This is a genomic window from Bradyrhizobium sp. Rc2d (assembly GCF_900099855.1).
Classification (GTDB): Bacteria; Pseudomonadota; Alphaproteobacteria; order Rhizobiales; family Xanthobacteraceae; genus Bradyrhizobium.
In genome coordinates, this window is sequence record NZ_FNCU01000075.1 from 12,467 (window position 1) to 30,435 (window position 17,969).

The following is a 17,969-nucleotide window of genomic DNA, read 5'->3' on the forward strand; positions in this document are numbered from 1 at the left end:
GCAGGGCATCCTGTCGCTTTTGGCTTTCATGAATCCGGCTTTTGCCGCGGGGGGCGACCAGCGAATTCGGCGGCGTGCGGCTGGAGCTTGCGTGCTGCGTGTTTTTGTCGCGACTTGTTTGTGCAATCTATCAAGAGAAAAGCTGTAGGGCACATGCGAGCGGCACGGCGCGCATCGCTCGTTCGGTGTTCAAGATCAACACCACCATCGATCTCGGGAAGATGCGGCGTTGAATCAAGACTTATATGCGCTGGATCACAGGCCCGCCACCACCTTCCGCTAATCGCAAACCACCCGCATATCGAAGCCTGGTAGGAAGCGTCGCGCTTGCGGTGTCGATGGGCTCGCGCCGCCTGGCAGCTGACATCCGGGAGTATCATACGGCAGGAAAAAATGGAGTTCCTCGATGGGAGTGTTATCGCATCTGCGGAGCCTCGAGATCGGTAGCTCGGCCGCGACCAGCTATTGCGCGCGGTTGCCGATTTCGGCGCCGATGTTCAGAAAGTCGAGCCGCCAAAAGGAGATCCACTCCGCCGCACCGGCCCATTCACGCGTGGTGGCCAGAGCGCGTGGTTCGCATTCCTTAACTTCAACAAGTCAAGCCTGATTATTGACGCCAACGACCCGAGCGCGAACATACGGCTGACGGCACTGATCGACGATTGCAACATTTGATAGATGGCCGCGGTATTGACCCCGCAGATTGTCCGTCCATCAATCTCGCAGCAATCCGGCAACGGCGTCCGGCGTTGATTTACATCGAAGCGAGCTGGTTTGGGCGCGAGGGGCCCTACGCAGGATTCGTCGCAATCGATTCGACCGTCCGCGCGCTCGCCGGCCTCATCAAGCTGGCTGGACCGACCGAGGGCCCGCCATTGCACGCTCCGGATTTCCAGACCGGTATCTTAGCCGGTCTATGGGGCTTCATCGCCGCGGCATCGTCGGCGGCTGCGGGAATACAGCAAGGCTCGAAAAGATGGTCGTGGTCGCTCAGTATTTTTGAATCGAGCCTCGCTCTCAGCGAGTATCAGATATTCGAGGCATATGAGCGCGGTGATGTGAAGCGGCTTGTAGCGGGGGCCGATATCGTCGTCGATAATTACTCGGCTGATGTACTACCGAAGCTGGGGGCTTGGCTACGACGTTCTCAGTACGCTCAACCCTCGCCTTATCATGATGTCGATGTCTGCCTTTGGAAGGAATAGCGTCCGTCGCAATTGCCGGACCTACGGCTCGACCCTCGAGCAAGGCTCTTGACTACGGAGCGTGATCGGAAAGGCCGACGGCCCACCCGTGATGAGCCACATCGCGTTCGGGGATGCCGTCGCCGGGTTGAATGGCTGCGCTGCAGTCCTGGTTGCACTGATTCACGCCCGCACTGCCGGGCAGGGACAGTTCATTGATCTTGCGCAAATCGAATGCATGCTGCCGTTCGTGGCGCCCTGGATCACTATCCATTCGATCGACGGTGCGCCGCCGAAAACATATGGCAACCGACATCCGCAGTTCGTGCCGCATGGCTGTTTCAGGTGCGCGGGTGCGGACAACTGGATCGTGGTAACCGCGACGGATGCGGACATGTGGCCGAGGCTTGCCGTCCTCATCGGTCGACCAGACCGGGCCACGGACGCATCGCTGCAATCTGCCGAAGTGCGCCGTGGCATCGAAGATTTAATCGAGAGAGAAATCGAAGACTGGACGCTCACCCGCGATGCTGATCAGGCGATGTTCGAGTTGCAGGCGGTAGCGGTTGCTGCAGGAGTAGCCCGCTTACCAATTGACGTGCTAAAGAACCGGCATCTCGGCTCTCGCTCGCTTCTGCAGGAAGTCGAACGCGCTTTAATTGGCTTGCATCCGCAGCCGTCGATACCAATTCAGGAAGGTGAGGGACCCTGTGCAATCCGCATCTCGGCCCCGACGCTGGGACAACGTAACAGAGAGATCCTATCATGACTTCTCGGGCTTTCCGACGCAGAGATCGCGGATTTGGCGAGGGAGGGGATCATCGGAACCGTGATGCTTTCCGAACGAGAGCTCGCAAAAAAAGGAAGGCGTCCTAGGATTAACAAATCGACGATAGTCATCTGGAACGGAAGTTCGTGACATTGTATGATGGATGGAATCTCTGTAGAGGAGAGCGCTTGTGGCGAATACAGGTTAGAGGCCGGCCAATCGAACCGTTGGTGCTGAGTGCGCAATGAGCGAGCATGTGTGGAGAGGGAGGTTTGTCGTGTGGCCCGGTCACTATCTGAGCGGTACCGAGTGAGCCTACGGTGTGCAGATGGCTTGCCAAGCAAGTCTGTGGCTGCCGAATTTGGCATCCATGAACACACCGTTGGCAAGTGGCGCCGCCGATCCTTTAAGGATCCCTGTGATGGCCTGCTTGACGAGGCCCGACCTGGCCGCCCTCGAACCATCAACGACGATCAGGTTGCTGAGGTAATCGAGCGGACATTACGTACAACGCCGCCCGACGCGATGTACTGGTCAATCCGCTCCATGGCTGCGGAAACTGGCTTTTCTCAAACTACGATCCGCCGAATGTGGACGACATTCGACTTGCACCGCACCGCAGCAGGACACTTAAACTGCCGAGCGATCCACTATTCGTCGACAAGGTGCGCGATATTGTGGGCTTGACCTGTCCCCACCGAAGCGTCGCGCGCACAGCTACGTGCAGCATGGTAAGAATACTATTTGCCGCGCTCGATGTCTTCCGGGTTTATCATTGGCCAATAGTACAAGCGCCAATCGAGCGGTCGAGTTCTTGAAGTTCAAAGAGGTCGACGCTCAAATCCCTGAGGGGCTCGATGTCCATATCGTCATGGACAACCACGTCACCCACAAGACACCCCATATCAAAGCGTGGCTGGCTCGACGGCCGCACGATCATATTCACTTCACGCAGACTTCTGCGTCATGAACCAATCAGATTGAGCGCTGGTTCACTGAGCTCAACAGAAAGGCAATCCAGCGACGTGTTCACACCTCCGTCAGGCCGCTCGAGGCCGACATGCGTACCTTCATCGAACTGCACAACAACGACCCGAAGCCCTCAATGGACGACCAGATCTTGGCTTCTGTCAAACGCTTCTGTCACAAAACTCAGCAGACATTATGTCGCGAACTTTAGATTCAGGTGACTAGGGCCCAGATTGATAAACGCTCAAGCTTAGCGGATCGGCCGGCCCAGTGGTCGGAGGCGGAGACTCTTAGTGGCGCCAGAGTGGACGGCGCAGCGGCGCTCCACTGCATGGGGTTGATCGGCGCGAAAGGCTGATCGTCGGGCCGTCCTTGCTCCGACATCGCGCCGACCGCCTGATGGCTCTCTTTGCTTGGCGCGCCTGAAAGGCTGATACGAGACGACGCCGTTTTCATAATCAAAGTCGCTATTCTCACCAGAGTAGATAGTCTCTCGATCCATGGTTACTGTATATGGTCAGTCAGCAACTCGCCGTACAGGCTATCATGCAGCTAATCTGAGAGGCACTAGCAGATCGGAGACACAAGCAGCTCCCACGTGACGATACGCCCCGAAACGCCGTAGCGGTTATGGCGATCCACGCGCGAGCCGCGCCCGCCAGAAAACTCGCTATCACCGGCGCTGCAAGATACATGGACGCACCGAGCTAATGTCGTGAGTTGAGAGCATAAGCTGACCGTCGGCGGTTCGGCGCAAGGGGCAGTCAGTCTCTCTTACATCCTATTTTCAGGTTTAGGTAATCGCCGCGATGTTCAAGTTTGTTAGATTGTCACTCCAGAGAAACGCTCCGCACTCCAGGACAACCCGCCGATTGCCAGGGCCCGAAAGTCGTTGCAATGCGACAGGTGATGCTCGGCTCACTCAGCAAAAATGGCAGAGGATACTGTGAAAAAGGAGATTGCAGGTTCTAACACCGCGGCTGGAGTTCCGCGCGTTGGGTGGCGGTCCAGGGAAAGCTTTACCCGGGCGCAGCTGGTTTTCCCTGATGGAACCTCACGAGTAACCATCGAGCGAGATCCGACACCGCTCTATATCGAGAGTGGTTGGGCAGCCATCTATTCGACGTCGATGGCCGCCGGTTTATCGACCTCAATTGCAACTTCACGACGTTGATCCATGGTCATGCCTTCGCCCCGGTCGTGGAGGCACTCACCAATCAGCTCCAGCGCGGCAGCTGTTTCGCAAATCCGACAGAGAGCGAGATCGAACTCGCCGAGCTACTTTGTGGCCGGATCCCGGAGGTTGATCGTGGTCGGTTCGTCAACACAGGAACTGAGGCTGTGCTGTTTGCGATCAAGGCTGCACGGGCTTTCACCGGACGTTCGAAAATCGCCAAGTTCGAGGGCGCCTATCACGGCGCCTATGACTGGGTCGAAGTCAGCCGATCGGCGAAACCGGACAATTGGGGTGACCACATGGCACCCAAGTCTACGGCCTTCTATCGTGGGATGCCCGCGAGCGTGCTCGATGAAGTAGTTGTGCTCCGCTTCAACGATGTCGAAGGCGTACACCGATTGATGTCGTTGCATGTGCACGAGCTTGCCGCCGTCGTTTTGGATCCGGTGCCAAGCCGCGCTGGTCTAGTTGCGCCGAAGCCCCAATTCATTTCTGCCGTGCAGGAGTCTGCCCGTACTAACGGCATTCTGGTGGTTGCTGACGAGGTCCTGAATCTTAGGCAGAGTTTCGAGGGTGCTTTCCCTCGTTACGGCCTTGTTCCGGACCTCCTTGCGATGGGCAAGATCATCGGCGGCGGTTTGCCGATTGGAGCTATCGGCGGCCGCGCGGACATTATGAAAGTCTTCGATGCTTCAGCGGGGCGGCCGCTGCTTCCGCAAGGCGGTACATTTTCCGCCAATCCTCTTTCCATGACAGCGGGGCTGGCCTCGATGCGGCATCTAGACCGTGCGGATTTTGCACATCTGGAGATCCTTGGAGACATTGTCCGGAAGGGGATCGGCCGGGCCATTACAAAACGGAGCGCGCCGCTGTGTGTGACCGGAGCCGCCTCACTCTTTCGCATCCATCCGTTGGCACAAGCCCCGAATGACTATCGCGAGATCTATCCCACGCCTGCCGGAGCCACTCTAATGAATGGGCTCACGCGTTTCTTTTGCGGAGAACGGCATAATCCTGCCGCATAGCACCGCTGCTTCGATCTCGACGCCGATGATGCGCGCTGACGCCGAATTCATCGTCGATGTGTTCGCAGGCTTTATTGAGGGCCATCAAGATATGCTCGACGCGGTGCAGATACGCAAGTGAACGAAGTAACCGCTGAGCAACGTATCGCCCGTGCTTTGCCTGCCACTCGGTTTGGGTCGCGATCAGCCGCCGATTAGCTCGAGCAGACCGGCAGCATTGCTCCGAGCCAGGGCTCTCACAAGCGATTTCGATTAAACAAGTGGTCTGGTTGTTCAATCATAGTTGATTTGGCATTATTTGATCGAACGATGTGAAGCGAAAGCCCTCCTTTGTGCCGCCCTTTCTGAAGGAACTGCGAATCAATATCGATAGCGATCGCTCTTGTAACGACCTTCCGGATTGACGCCGATATAGTCGGCCTGCGCCTTGCAGACCCAGCGGATGTCGGCACCGAGCGCGGCGAGCGTCTCGACCAGGACCGCGGTCTGGATCGTCATGTGCAGCGAGCCGGCGATGCGCGCGCCCTCAGCGGCTGCTTCGGGCCGAACTCCTCGCGGGTGGCCATCAGGCCGGCATCTCGGTCTCGGCGAGCGAGATCTCCTTACGACCGAAATCGGCCAGCGAAATGTCCTTGACGATGTAATCGGTGAAGCCGGGCTTCGCGTTCATGTCTGTTTCCTAATCGGTGAATCTGGCGTGTCAGTAACAAAGCAAGCTGAACGCTTTGTGGCAGAGTTTTCTCCCTCTCCCCGTTCTTATGGGGAGAGGGCTGGGGTGAGGGGCTCTATCCGCGCACTGAGCCCGCGGAGAGTCCCGTCACCGGCCGCTTCGCGGCGACCTCTCCCCGCAAGCGGGGCGAGGTAAGAGCATCAGACCGCGCGCTTGAACGGCTCGACGAGGTCGGTCTTCTCCCAGGAGAAGCCGCCCTCATTGTCCGGCGTACGGCCGAAATGGCCATAGGACGAGGTGCGCGCATAGATCGGTCGGTTGAGGTCGAGATGGCTGCGGATGCCGCGCGGCGTCAGATCCATCACCTCGGCCGCGGCCTTCTCGAGCTTGTCCTCGGAGACCTTACCGGTGCCGTGCGTGTCAATGTAGATCGACAGCGGCCGCGCCACGCCGATGGCGTAAGCGTGCTGCAGCGTGCAGCGGTCGGCGAGGCCGCGGCCACGATGTTCTTGGCGAGATAGCGCGCTGCGTAAGCGGCCGAACGGTCGACCTTGGTCGGGTCCTTGCTGGAGAACGCGCCGCCGCCATGCGGGGCTGCACCGCCATAGGTGTCGACGATGATCTTGCGGCCGGTGAGGCCAGTGTCGCCGTCGGGACTGCCGATGTAGAACTTGCCGGTCGGGTTGATGTGCCAGATGGTCTTGCCGTTGATCCAGTCCTTCGGCAGCGCCTCAGCACATAGGGCTCGACGATGTCGCGAATCTGCTTGGACGAGTATCCTCGACCAGATGCTGGTGCGAGACCACGATCTCGCGCACGCTGACCGGCTTGCCGTTCTCGTACTGCACGGTGACCTGGCTCTTGGAGTCAGGACCCAAGATCTTCTCGCGGCCGGAATGGCGCGCTTCGGAGATCAGCCGCAGGATCTTGTGGCCGTAGAAGATCGGCGCCGGCATCAGGTCGGGCGTTTCATTGGTGGCGTAGCCGAACATGATGTTCTGGTCCCCCCGCCCTCTTCCTTGACCTCGCCCGGCTGCAGCGCATCGACGCCCTGCGCGATGTCGGCCGACTGCGGATGCAGGAGGATCTCGATATCCGCGGTCTTCCAGTGAAAATCTTCCTGCTCGTAGCCGATGTCCTTGATCGCGCCGCGCGCGACGCTCTCGATCTGCTCGTTGGTGACCGATGCGGGACCACGGGTCTCGCCCGCGATCACGACCTTGTTGGTGGTCGCAATCGTTTCGCAGGCAGCGCGGATCTGCCACGGGTCAACGCCGCCACGGACTCGCTGGTGAAGAGATAGGACGCGCGCATCAAAGTAACCCCTTGTTCCGCCGCTCGCCGGCGGTCGTTTGCGATGTTTAAGCCTTGGATGATGTCAATCACGCCGGCGCGAGATGACGTAGGATTCGTTGTAAAACCAGAGTCCGTGTCCTTGCGCAGTACGTCCCTGGCGGCATCCAGAGTGCGGCCGTTTTGAGTCGTTTCGGTTAATCGGTCGTCCTCAATCTTTTGCTGAAGGTCGGCGCCGGAGGGGCGCGGAGGGGGCGTATAGGCTGCTCCACGATCCGAGCATAGCCCGCGCAGCGGGAGGAAAACGCGCGCTCTCGCGTCGCGACGGAGACACGACGAGAGAAGGCCTTAGGTGTCGTTTAGGCTGAGCGGGGCCAGAATACAAAGTCGAAACCAAAGGGCTGTAGGCATGCTCGTCAGGATTTCTGAAACTGCATCGGCGCATCCTGAATCAATCGAACGGCTTTCATCGAAAACTACTGGCGCAAAGAAGATGCGAGCAGCCTTTGCTGCGGCGGGAGCTTCCTCGATCATCCAGCAATTTGCGTGCCGTGGGCGGAATCCGTTGCGCAGCTTGCCTGACAAGAGAAAACACGGCCGCTAGCAGCCTGTCCTTGGCGTGACGCTGCGGGGTGTCGGATTTCGGAGATCGTCTTCACCGAAACGGCCCGCACGCTGAAATGCTGGCTTTTGTAAAGCAGGTCGCCTCTCGAGCCTGAACGTTGCTTGATAATGGCGGTCCTATGGCGACACACGGCCGAGGCATTCGGCATCAGTGCATCATACATCATCATGCGTTTTGAGATGCGGTGTTGCCTCGGCCCCGGCCGTGATGGTGTTTTTCGAGCATTGTACGTTCTCGGCAATACCGCTCACGAGTTTGGTTGGGCAGTGCGGCGCGCCGCGCCCGAAAAGGCATGTTCTACTGGTCGCCTGAAAGGTGAAGCTGCTCGGCGCGTTCATTGAGACGATCACCCCCCTATAGCTCTCATGCCCATGCTCGACCCGACCCCGCCCCTCAGTTAACTGCCGTTCGAATGTTGTGGCTTTTTGAGAGCAAGATATAGCAATCAGGCAGCGTATTACAGCTCCGTCGGTTTTGTCAGGTCCGCGACACTACACAGTTGAAGAAAAATCCCCACACCTTTCTTCGTCGCTCAGCGAATTGGCATGACGTTTGCTCGGTGACGCGAGTTGCCGAACGGCATCGATGTCGCGACTCGGGACCGATGGAACGAGGCAAGGAAGTCAAATGTCAGGTCTGCGTCAGATAGGGCTATTCGGCTGGGGCGGCATCAGCAAATCCAACGCTTCGCATAATGCGCTCGCAGCCCTTATCGACGTCGGATACAAGATCCCGATCCTCGACAGCGACACCCATGCTCACTCGCCTGATACCGAACTCAAAGGTGCAGGACACGGCACTGCACCCGGCAAAGAAAGCTCTCCTGCAAAAGCTCGGGCCCGAGAAGATGCTGCTTCAGTTCGTTTTGAAGCTCAATCTGCGTTGCAGACAGGAGGAGCTGAGCCGAAGCGCCGCAGATGCGGGCTTGCTGGTCACGATATGATTGAGAAGTCTTCGCGAGGCTATCTTGTCGACCAGCCTTCGATTTCTGATGAAATGCTTGGCCGACGCTCGGCGGCGATTGCTGAATTGTTCGAGGGGCCCGGGCCTCAGCCGTTTCGATCTCTTGCGCTTCAGGCTCGGAGGTAAAAGCGAGACGAGCCGCATCGCCGCTTTGATCATGACCATGCAGAGGTCATTCACATGAGCCGGGGCATTGAATCGAGCAGTGCGTCTCACGAAAACGAGCTCGCTGTCAAACTCTTCCAGTTTGGCGTCGAACCGATCCTTAACTGCGCTGGCCTGCATCGCTTGTACGAGCAGCTGCAACCCAACCTGAGCCGTACTCGCCGCAATGAAAGCCACGAGCAAAGCGTTCGTTGATCTGAATGAACCGGCGGAAGCGCCATTGGGCAAGCGGCAATTTGGGCAACCAAGTTGGCACGGCGGATGCACGCTAACACGTCAACGAGGTGATCGAGCATGAAATCCAGGCTGCCAAGAGGCCGTCCGCTGAAAGTTTCGCCAGAAGTAGTCGGCCCGGAACGGGGCGATCACTATGCCTTCGAATTGCGGCCTTCAATTCAGGAAGTCGAACATATAGTAACGTCGTTTGCGGTAGGCAGAGGCGCGACCCGACTTGTCGCGCCTGGGGCGCATGCGCATCGTCGGGAGCTGTGTGCTGCAGCTCATCGTGTTCCATCGGACGAACACGAGGTAAACACTCACGAAAGCCTACGGCCGCGCGGATTCTACCTAATGACATTCTGCTTCGATATTGAGGCTAGTAATCCTTCCCATCTAAATCGAAGGTCGGATCCCGACACGTCACGGGGACGGCAGATCATTCAGTTGTTCTGTTGAGCATATGTGTCCCGGTAGTGATCCTTGTCTAGCCTTCAAAAACCTATGAAACGCCAGAACAGACCGCCTACGACGAGAACCGATTCACGGAGCAGGCTAGCGAACATCCCTAAGGATGATAGGCTTGTTACCGCCGCATTGGGCGGCTTCGAAATCGTCAGCTACGGCACACTCTACTATTGCGTCGCTGTTGTTGCCAACGAGGTGGCCGATGATCTCACGGTTACTAATGAATGGATATTCGCTTGCTTTTCCTTCGCTCTATTTGCGAGTGCGCTGGTATCGTTGATAGCCGGTCGTATCATGGATCGATACGGTGCCGGCCGAACAATGAAAATTGCCTCAGTTGCGGGCGCCATCAGCCTGGGTATAGCGGCGACTTCTTGGAATGCGGCCGTATTCGCCATCGCGCTATTCGGGATGCAAATAGCGTCTACCTTTCTGTTCTGCGAGGCCGCATTCGTGTTCTTGGTGCAGCGAGATGTAGCCCGTGCAAAGGCGCAGATAACTCTATTGACACTGATCGTTGGGTTCTCGTCAACATTGTTCTGGCCGCTCACCTCCTTTCTGCTCACTTTAATAACCTGGAGAGAAGTCCTTGGGATTTATGCGGTTTGTGATGTCCTCATTGCCCTGCCCTTAATAGTATGGGTTCTTCGCAGCCCGTCTGTGGGTGCTAGAGATCGGATTGACATTCAGGATTCGCAAGTCTGCTTGAAATCCTCTACTAATGTGATGGAGTTTACCCTGATAACAATCGGTTTTTCGCTAATCGGATTTGTTATTACGGCGTTCGGTGGTCAGATGGTCCCAATCCTCTTCTCGGTCGGCTTGGGTATGGAGGGAGCTCTCATTTCAGCCCTCTTCGGACCCGCACAGGTTCTAATACGGGTTTTTGCAGCTTCGCTCACCGAGAAGATTGCCACAATTCAACTCACCATCGTATCGTCCGTTCTGCTCTGCGCGGCTACTGTCACCATTGCACTAGTTTCTCATTCTGTCTTTGGAGTTGCGGCTTTCGTGGTGTTGCTTGGGTTCAGCTCCGGCCTAGACAGCATCTGTCGTGGAACGCTGCCACTGTCGATGTTCGGGCCGGGCGGATACGGAAGTCGTGTCGGGTTGATGAACGCTTTCCGATTGTCAACGGCTGCTTTTGCGCCATTGCTCTTCAGTCGCATTCAGACTCAATATGGCATAGCGTTTGCCTTCATGTTTGTTGCGATCTGCGGAGCGGGAGGCACGCTCGCGTTTGTGCTTGTCAGAATCCGATCAAGGCAACCTGCGAGCCATCAAATTTGATAGCGAGTTCCGTGCGAACGGCGACAAGGCTGGTCTCGGATCAGCCAGATGATCTGCATGAGTCGGGTGAGGCGCCGAAAACCAGCCCGTGGCTCGGTAGATGGAATGAAATCCGTACCTACAGATGAAATGCTATAATCGCAACTGGCCAGGCGAATTGTCGAGCGCTTGTTCGACAGCGCGTCTATTTTCATTTCGGTCTCGATTGGCTTGGGGGTTATAGCTTTGGCAACTTTCGTCGAGTTATCCAGTGCCGCAGACACGTGTAGCATGCCATTCCGCAGAGCCGTATTGGCCTTTGAATACCGGGCCGAGATGTTCTTTGGTGGTACCGCCCAATCGAACGTTTCCGCTGATAGAACCACCGTCTGCGAAATCACCGTCGAACCCGTACAACAAGGAAATTGGCACCTGTTCGTGCGTAGCCTCGGACTGAATATGGCTGCCTTGAACCTCAGCTGATAGGGGACGATCGGATAGAACATAAGTCAATTGAGAGGGCGATATCCTGGATGTGAGATATGCCCTTTGGCCGATAATGTCGCTACGCCCGATCCTCTTCATTCGGCGGGGTCGAGGCTGGCAATCGACGGATACATAGAATTGCTGGGAGGTGGAGACAGGCGAATTCGGCAACCTGATTCTTCAAGTGCAGGGGAAGGCAACTGAACGTGAACGCCTACAGGGCCTGAGCCTAAGGCAAGCATGTATTTCAATTGAACCTCGTCGAGAGATGAGATGAATAGTGACGCAGTAAAGAACTCGATTGGAATGCTTGAGCAGTTTGTGTTCAAGGCGAGGGATGACGGAATTGGAGCGGCGGTAGACTTCAAGTTTGTCCGCAGCAGGGAGGAGGTGGCGATCGCCGCCAATGGCATCTTCGAGGACACGGCGGGCTATCGGGGATCGAAGGATTGGGTGCGCTTTGTGATCTACCAGGTTCAACCGTTCATGTTGGAAAGTCATTTGAGGCACGACTTAAAACGGGTGGGGCAGCGACCCGTACACCTATTGTAGTGAACTGTCATTGCGGACAAGAACGGACCAAACTCCCGCAATCGCGGCGTGTCCAAGGAGTCGGCGCAGTCGCCTAAGACGCTGGCAAGTTCGTTCTCCAATCTGCGTAGCTTGTGCAGCGTCCTTGACGTGGAACAATCCTAGGCGGCGAGCCGATTGTCACGCCGGGATCGACCAGCGGCACGCGTGAGGCGAGCGTCTCTTCTCTAGTCTAGCGATTTTTCGCTAGCGAGGTGGTGCTCCGCGGTGTGTAGCGAAGAGATATGGCGCAAGTGAGTTGGCTCGCTCCCACAATCGCACTCATTGGGGTGTGACTCCGCCTCCAGAGACCGTCCCCACTCACGCGGTAGAACCAGCCGCGGTTCAGACCGGCAGCCGTCATGTCCAGCCCAGGATGGATCGTGTGCCCTGGCGTGGTGTAGCTGAGTGCGGGTCACCACGTTCGCCGGCATGGGCCGGATCGGTCAGCTGGCGATTGCCGGGAAGCTGACGGCGGGATCATCGCCCAACGGGGCGATCGTTTCCAGTGTCATTTAGCGGCCGCGCTGAACCGCCCACTCGTCGTTCTGCTCGAGCAGGATCGCACCGACGAGGCGGACGATGGCGTCTTCATTGGGGAAGATGCCGACCACTTCGGTTCTGCGCTTGATCGCGCCATTGACCCGTTCGAGCGGATTGATCGAGTGCAGCTTGGCGCGATGCGCGGCCGGGAAGCTCATGTAAGCGAGCACGTCGGTCTCGGCCTCGTCGAGGAAGGCCGCGAGCTTCGGCAGCTTGGGGCGAAGTTGGTCGGCGATGCGCCGCCATTACGCCCGCGCCGCCTCCGCATCGTCCTGGGCGAAGGCAGTGGCGATGAAGGCGGAGACGACGCGCCGTCCGCTCTGCCGGCATGCGTCAGCGCGTTGCGCATGAAGTGGACACGGGGGTCGTTGAAGAAGTGGCCAATAGATTTCGCGCGATGCAGCGACCGACCCCGTCATGGCCCTCGCGTCAAAACCCGCGCTATGGCGCGATCTGAAGCCGCAAACGCAATATGAGGGACAATCCAAGGCAGAATAAGCGCAAGGAGAGCGGCTGCCAGCCGCTTGAGGTTGATGGCGGCGGCTGTCAGGTAGGCCTGGATCTTCATGTTTGGCAGACCACGTCGTATGGCGCGCGCCAGTCCGTGCCAGGTCTTGGCTTCGCCGTGGAAGCCCTCTGAGCGCCAGCGATGGCGCTGATAGAGCCGTCCATCCTGTCTGCTCCATCGCTCGCGGCGGCGGCGGGCGCGGAGCAGTGCAGGATAATCGTCACCGATAACGACCGCTTTGTTAACCCGCCCTTTCGATAAACAATCGCCCTTGAGCGGACACCGGGCACAATCCTTCGCCTTCGAATAGAAGAAACGGCAGTGCTTGATGGGTCGAGAGGGGCGCAAGATACGTCCTTGCGGGCACCCCCGCGACTTCACAGAACCCTCAAGATTTCCACGAATCCCCGGTCCTGATTCCCTGGTCGCAGCGGAGGGGGATCGATGCGACCGAAGAAGCCGGAGACGACGGGGGAAGGCGATCTGTTTCGCGCTAGGCTGGATCAGTCATCAATCTGAAGCACGAACTGGTGCGGCTCGGCGCTAAGATCGACTGGGACTGGATCGATCGTAAGCGTAGCTCTGCGGCCCTTTTGATTGACGCTTGACGTCTATTTGAGCCGCGTGGCGCGACGCCGCGGCTTCCAAATTCCGGACAATGCGTTGACGGCGGCCTCGAGCGTCTTCCGGTCGACGACGTTGGGATCGAACTGTTCGGGCCCCCAGAGGCGCATATTTTCATGTTCTGGATGAGTAGGGTCGCCGATGGCGTCGAGGTAGTGGGCATAGCCTGGCGCACCGCCGACGTCCTCCGGAGGACAACGACCGGCGGCATCGAGCAGGAGGGGAAGTCCCTCTATCGTCGTGTTGTCGAACCATTTTTCGAGTTTGATCACATGGTCCCAGCTGTCGCCGAAGTCATAGAGATAATGGATCGTCTTGGCGCCTGTCTCTTGAACGATATCGGAGAGCCGCGCCTTGCGGGCATCGATCGGCTGGGGGCCAAAATCACCGTCGGGATCAGGGATGCCCCAACGCCCTTCGCCAGCTAGGAACTCGAAGAGGTGGCTGTTCGTCCAGCCAAACGCCGCCTGAAGCGTCAGATGCAGCCGATCAAGGCGCAGGGTGACGGGTACGACAAGGCAACGCATCACCTCCGGCTTCACGTCCTTGAGGGTTACCCTGATCCGGACGGCGGTCGTGTTCAGGCTCATGCTGCCAGCCTCGGATCGTGCGCATGCATCGTGTAGGTCGACGCCCAGGGAAGCAGTTCGTCCAGTCGCGCCGCAGGCCAGCCGTTGACGAGCTTTGTGAGGACGTCAGAGAGCCAGTGCTCGGCGCTGACGCCATTGAGCTTGCACGTTTCAATGAGCGAAGCCAGCAATGCCCAATTCTCGGCACCCTCGTCGCACCCAGCGAACAGGGCGTTCTTGGCATTGAGCTTGATCGGCCGCATCGCACGCTCGACCGCATTCGTGTCCATCTCGATGCGCCCGTCATCAAGGTAGAGCGTCAAGCCGTTCCAATGACGCAGCGCATAGCGCAAAGTCTTCGCCGTGTCGCTTTTCTGCGCAAGGTGATCAAGCGTTGCCTCAAACCACTGCTTCAAGGCTGCAGCCAGAGGCCGGGCATGCGCTTGTCGGCCCGCGCGGCGCTCGGCATCAGATCGGCCGCGGAGGGCTTTCTCCACCGCATAGAGCTGGGCGATGCGCGCGAGGGCCTCACGGGCAACCGGAGCCGGTGCCGGCGAAGCTTCGCGCTCGATCTTCACAAACTGACGCCGTAGATGCGACCAGCAGAACGCGAGCGTACCGGACAGGGCGTCCGCACGCGTCTCTCGTGTCATGGTCTTGTAAGCCTCATAGCCATCGCAATGGATGATGCCACGGTAGCCTTCGAGCAGCCTCAAGCCATGGACGGCGCCGCGGCCCGGTGCATAGGCATAGATCACCCCAGGTGGGTCAGGTCCGGCCCAAGGCCGGTCATCGCGCGAGAGCGCCCAGAAGTAGCCGGTTTTGGTCCTGCCGCGCCCCGGATCCAACACTGGCGCCGGGGTCTCATCGACACAAAGCTTTGCGGAGGCGAGCAAAACCTCGCGCAGACGGCGCCACAAGGGCTTCAGCTCCTGGGCAGCATAGCCGACCCAGAAGGCGAGCGTGGAACGATCAATGGCAATTCCGTGGGTCGCCAGCATCTGCGCCTGGCGGTAGAGAGGCAAATGCCAATGATACTTGGCGTCGATCACATGCGCGACGAGCCGCTCGGTAGGCAATCCACCCCTGATCAGTCGCTCGGGAGCAGCGTGCTGGAGAACGACGCCCTGGCAGGCGCGGCAGGCCAGTTTGGGCCGGCGGGTGACGATTACGCGATACTGCGCCGGTACGACGTCCAGCCTCTGGCTCTCATCGTGACCAATCTCAACGAGATCGTCTTTGCAGGACGGGCAGCAGGTTGCAACCGGCATCAGTGTTTCAACGATGCGTGGCAAATGCTCCGGCAACTGACCGCGATTGGCCCTGCGCTCGGCAGCTCTCTTCTCGCATGTTTTGGGATTGGCACGATCCTCGGCTGCTTCGAGAGCCGCGACGGCCTGATCGATATCCTCCAGAACAAGCTGTAGCTGATCAGCGTCAAGCTTTTCCGAGGATCGACCGAACTGCGCATCTTTTGCAAGCTTGAGCAACCGCTCGAGTCTGGCGCAGCGCTCCAGCAGAGCCGCGGCAAAGGCACGCAACTCGGCTGGATCGCTCGGCAGCACATCAGGCAAATCACTCATTGGCCCGAGTCTGCCATGCTTCGCGCCCCGATGCAGCGAAGATTTTATGCCCTACGCAAGTGCTTTCGGCTGCGGGATTCGAGGTGCGTGCATGCGTGTCCAATCCATGCCGGCCAGAAGCGCCGACAGCTGCGCGGCGTTCATCCGCATCACACCGTCAACAACCGGCGGCCATTTGAAGGCGCTGCCCTCAAGCCGCTTCCAGTACAGCACAAGGCCACTGCCATCCCAAACGACGATCTTCACCCGATCGGCACGCTTCGCACGGAAGACCACTGCCACGCCCTTCATCGGATCGTGGCCCAGCGTCTCCTTCGCCAAGAGTGCCAAGCCATCCGCGCCCTTCCGGAAGTCTACAGGTCGGGTCGCAACGTAAATCATGAGGCCAGCGGGAGCCGTCAGCATGAACGTGTCCGGCGTAATGCCACGAACACATCACTCAGCACGGCAAGCCCTGGCGTTCCGCGCACCTCCACCCGTGCCCCCAGGAACTCAACCGTAACAGCGGCAGCCTCCGGCGATCCGGAGGGCGCGGCAGCCGCCGGCAGCGACGTCTCCGACACCAAAGGCACGAATGATAGTGTATCCGCCGAAGCCGGCAGCACCAGTTGACCTGAACGCGCCCGGCGCCGCCAGTCATGCACCTGCTGCGGCCGGCAGCCATGGCGGCGTGCGATATCTGTTACAACCGCACCTGGCTCGAGGCTTTCCGCGACAATCTGTGCCTTCAAATCATCCGGCCACTGCTTCCGGCCTGCGCCAGCATACACTTCGATACGCTGCGTCAACGGTCGTCTTATGTCGTCCGAATGGTCGTCCATTATGAGCACCCTTGCCGAAGATGACTCTTCTAACGGTGCCCCCAAGTCTGCGCACAGACAATTTGAAGGGCCTCGGCGCTACGCTTACGATCGATCGCGAGATCGCATCGCTCTACAGCGAGAAGGGCCGGCCGGGGATCGCAAGCCGCTTCGTCGTCGGGCTGCTGTTGCTCAAGCACGTCTACGGTCTGTCCGACGGGGGCGTCTGCGAACGCTGGGTCTATGACCCGTATTTCCAGCACTTCACCGGTGAGGAGTTTTTCCGGCACGAGTTCCCGCATGAGCGCTCCGCTCTAAGCCATTGGCGCAAGCTGCAAGCGGATCGGCGGCAAGCTGGAGCTTCTGCTGGCCGAGAGCCTGAGGGTGGCGCACGAGACCGGCGCGCTGCGCACGCGCGATCTGAAGCGGGTGACGGTCGACACCACCGTTCAGCCCAAGGCCATCACCTTGCCGACCGACGCCAAGCTGGTGCATGCGGCGATCAAGGGACTCAATCGGCTGGCCCGCAAACACGGCCTTAAGCTCCGGCAATCCTATCTGCGCATCGCCAAGCGGGCGGCGATGATGGCGGGACGCTATGCCCACGCCAAACAGTTCAAGCGCCATCGAGGACAATTGCGCCTGTTGCGAACGCGACTCGGCCGCCTCATCCGCGACATCCACCGCAAGATCACAGGCCAGGGCGAGCTTGAGACTGTGTTCGAGCAGCCACTGTCGCGCGCAGCCCAGATCCGCTCCCAGGAGCAGCGTCAGCGCGGATACAAGCTCTATTCCTTCCACGCGACGGAGGTCGAATGCATCGGCAAGGGCAAGGCCTCAACGCCTTACGAGTTCGGCGTCAAAGCCTCGATCGTCACTACCAACGGGCGGCCCCCGGGCGGCCAGTTCGTGCTGCATGCCAAGGCGCTGCCGGGCAATCCGTATGACGGCCACACGCTTGGCGATGTCATCAACCGTACCGAAACGGTCACCGGCTGCGCGATCGAGCGCGCCTATGTCGACAAGGCCTATCGCGACCACAAAACGGAAAACCCGCGCCGCGTCTTCATCTCCGGTCAGAAGCGTGGCGTCTTCGGGGTGATCAAACGCGAGCTCAGGCGCCGCTCAGCCATTGAGCCCCTGATCGGACACCTGAAGACTGACGGACACCTCGGCCGTTGTCACCTCAAGGGCCGCGAGGGCGATGCGGCCAACGTCGTCCTCTCCGCCGTCGGCCACAACCTCCGCCTCGTCCTCGCCTGGCTGAAGCCTCTGTTGCGCCTCATCCTGTTCGCCCAATGCCGAGCATTCGCCCTCGCGCCGGCATTCAGATGGGCTTCTTAACGGACGACTATCAATCAGCGAGATGTCCGCCTTGATTTCTACGAGAGAACACACGAGGATCTGGTGCTGCTCTAGGCTGGCGCGACGGTGCCCGCCGAAGCTCCGGAGCCGGGTTGCCGCTTTTGAGGATAGCTATGCATCAGTCCTTA

At 59.0% G+C, this 17,969-nt stretch carries 10 protein-coding genes and 7 pseudogenes; 9 read left to right on the forward strand and 8 right to left on the reverse strand.

The genetic code is table 11. The features are described 5' to 3' along the window. Positions 1–465 precede the first annotated feature (465 nt). From BLV07_RS49965 to BLV07_RS43210, 5 genes and pseudogenes are all read left to right on the forward strand, one after another. Entirely contained in the window at positions 466–675 is a 210-nt protein-coding gene (locus tag BLV07_RS49965) for a CoA transferase (RefSeq protein WP_283806594.1), read from the forward strand. Between the two features lie 74 nt (positions 676–749). Next, positions 750–1,205 (forward strand): CoA transferase, encoded by a 456-nt coding sequence (locus BLV07_RS49970; RefSeq protein WP_283806595.1) that lies wholly within the window; start codon positions 750–752, stop codon positions 1,203–1,205. Further along, positions 1,174–1,953, forward strand: a pseudogene (locus BLV07_RS49485) (CoA transferase). The gene BLV07_RS49970 and the pseudogene BLV07_RS49485 overlap by 32 nt, the downstream one beginning before the upstream one ends. 188 nt (positions 1,954–2,141) lie before the next feature. Beyond that, positions 2,142–3,133 (forward strand): annotated as a pseudogene (locus tag BLV07_RS43205) (helix-turn-helix domain-containing protein). 893 nt (positions 3,134–4,026) lie between these two features. Then, on the forward strand, positions 4,027–5,124 hold the full coding sequence (locus tag BLV07_RS43210) for an aspartate aminotransferase family protein (RefSeq protein WP_349525677.1): 1,098 nt from the start codon (positions 4,027–4,029) through the stop codon (positions 5,122–5,124). A 432-nt stretch (positions 5,125–5,556) separates the two neighbouring features. On the opposite strand, the pseudogene BLV07_RS43215 reads toward BLV07_RS43210, so the two are convergent. Together BLV07_RS43215 and metK are read right to left on the reverse strand one after the other, a co-directional pair. Next, positions 5,557–5,794, reverse strand: a pseudogene (locus BLV07_RS43215) (adenosylhomocysteinase); the annotation flags it as partial. A 200-nt stretch (positions 5,795–5,994) separates the two neighbouring features. Beyond that, a pseudogene (gene metK, locus BLV07_RS43220) lies at positions 5,995–7,076 on the reverse strand (methionine adenosyltransferase); the annotation flags it as partial. 1,263 nt (positions 7,077–8,339) lie between these two features. Between metK and BLV07_RS47135 the strand changes: the two are divergent. The 3 genes from BLV07_RS47135 to BLV07_RS43245 all read left to right on the forward strand — a co-directional run bounded on the left by BLV07_RS47135 (position 8,340) and on the right by BLV07_RS43245 (position 11,831). Further along, complete coding sequence (locus tag BLV07_RS47135) at positions 8,340–8,801, forward strand: P-loop NTPase family protein (protein WP_143035702.1); 462 nt, start codon at positions 8,340–8,342, stop codon at positions 8,799–8,801. A gap of 852 nt (positions 8,802–9,653) precedes the next feature. Further along, entirely contained in the window at positions 9,654–10,814 is a 1,161-nt protein-coding gene (locus tag BLV07_RS43235) for an MFS transporter (RefSeq protein WP_176946143.1), read from the forward strand. 738 nt (positions 10,815–11,552) lie between these two features. Continuing rightward, a complete protein-coding gene (locus tag BLV07_RS43245) occupies positions 11,553–11,831 on the forward strand; it encodes a hypothetical protein (protein WP_091898690.1) in 279 nt (92 codons plus the stop codon). Between the two features lie 464 nt (positions 11,832–12,295). On the opposite strand, the pseudogene BLV07_RS43250 reads toward BLV07_RS43245, so the two are convergent. The 6 genes and pseudogenes from BLV07_RS43250 to tnpA all read right to left on the reverse strand — a co-directional run. Next, positions 12,296–12,753, reverse strand: a pseudogene (locus BLV07_RS43250) (transposase); the annotation flags it as partial. Positions 12,754–12,873: 120 nt separating this feature from the next. Continuing rightward, positions 12,874–13,266, reverse strand: a pseudogene (locus BLV07_RS43255) (transposase); the annotation flags it as partial. Between the two features lie 245 nt (positions 13,267–13,511). Next, positions 13,512–14,114 (reverse strand): plasmid pRiA4b ORF-3 family protein, encoded by a 603-nt coding sequence (locus tag BLV07_RS43260; RefSeq protein ID WP_091898692.1) that lies wholly within the window; start codon positions 14,112–14,114, stop codon positions 13,512–13,514. Further along, positions 14,111–15,676 carry an IS66 family transposase gene (tnpC, locus tag BLV07_RS43265; protein ID WP_091898694.1) on the reverse strand — a complete coding sequence of 522 codons (1,566 nt, stop codon included), beginning with the start codon at positions 15,674–15,676 and terminating at the stop codon, positions 14,111–14,113. The genes BLV07_RS43260 and tnpC overlap by 4 nt, the downstream gene beginning before the upstream one ends. 51 nt (positions 15,677–15,727) lie before the next feature. Next, positions 15,728–16,081, reverse strand: a complete 354-nt coding sequence (gene tnpB / locus BLV07_RS43270) for an IS66 family insertion sequence element accessory protein TnpB (protein WP_091898177.1) — start codon at positions 16,079–16,081, stop codon at positions 15,728–15,730. Further along, positions 16,075–16,497, reverse strand: coding sequence for an IS66-like element accessory protein TnpA (tnpA, locus tag BLV07_RS43275; protein ID WP_091898173.1), 423 nt, complete (start codon positions 16,495–16,497; stop codon positions 16,075–16,077). The genes tnpB and tnpA overlap by 7 nt, the downstream gene beginning before the upstream one ends. An 89-nt stretch (positions 16,498–16,586) precedes the next feature. Between tnpA and BLV07_RS43280 the strand changes: the two are divergent. After that, positions 16,587–17,820: pseudogene (locus tag BLV07_RS43280) on the forward strand (IS5 family transposase); the annotation flags it as partial. Positions 17,821–17,969: the final 149 nt, after the last annotated feature.

Coding starts and splice junctions, on each gene's coding strand:
- BLV07_RS47135 (WP_143035702.1), top strand. CDS start 8,340: ATGTCAGGTCTGCGTCAGATAGGGCTATTCGGCTGGGGCGGCATCAGC.
- BLV07_RS43245 (WP_091898690.1), top strand. CDS start 11,553: ATGAATAGTGACGCAGTAAAGAACTCGATTGGAATGCTTGAGCAGTTT.
- BLV07_RS43260 (WP_091898692.1), bottom strand. CDS start 14,114: ATGAGCCTGAACACGACCGCCGTCCGGATCAGGGTAACCCTCAAGGAC.
- tnpC (WP_091898694.1), bottom strand. CDS start 15,676: ATGAGTGATTTGCCTGATGTGCTGCCGAGCGATCCAGCCGAGTTGCGT.
- tnpB (WP_091898177.1), bottom strand. CDS start 16,081: ATGCTGACGGCTCCCGCTGGCCTCATGATTTACGTTGCGACCCGACCT.
- tnpA (WP_091898173.1), bottom strand. CDS start 16,497: ATGGACGACCATTCGGACGACATAAGACGACCGTTGACGCAGCGTATC.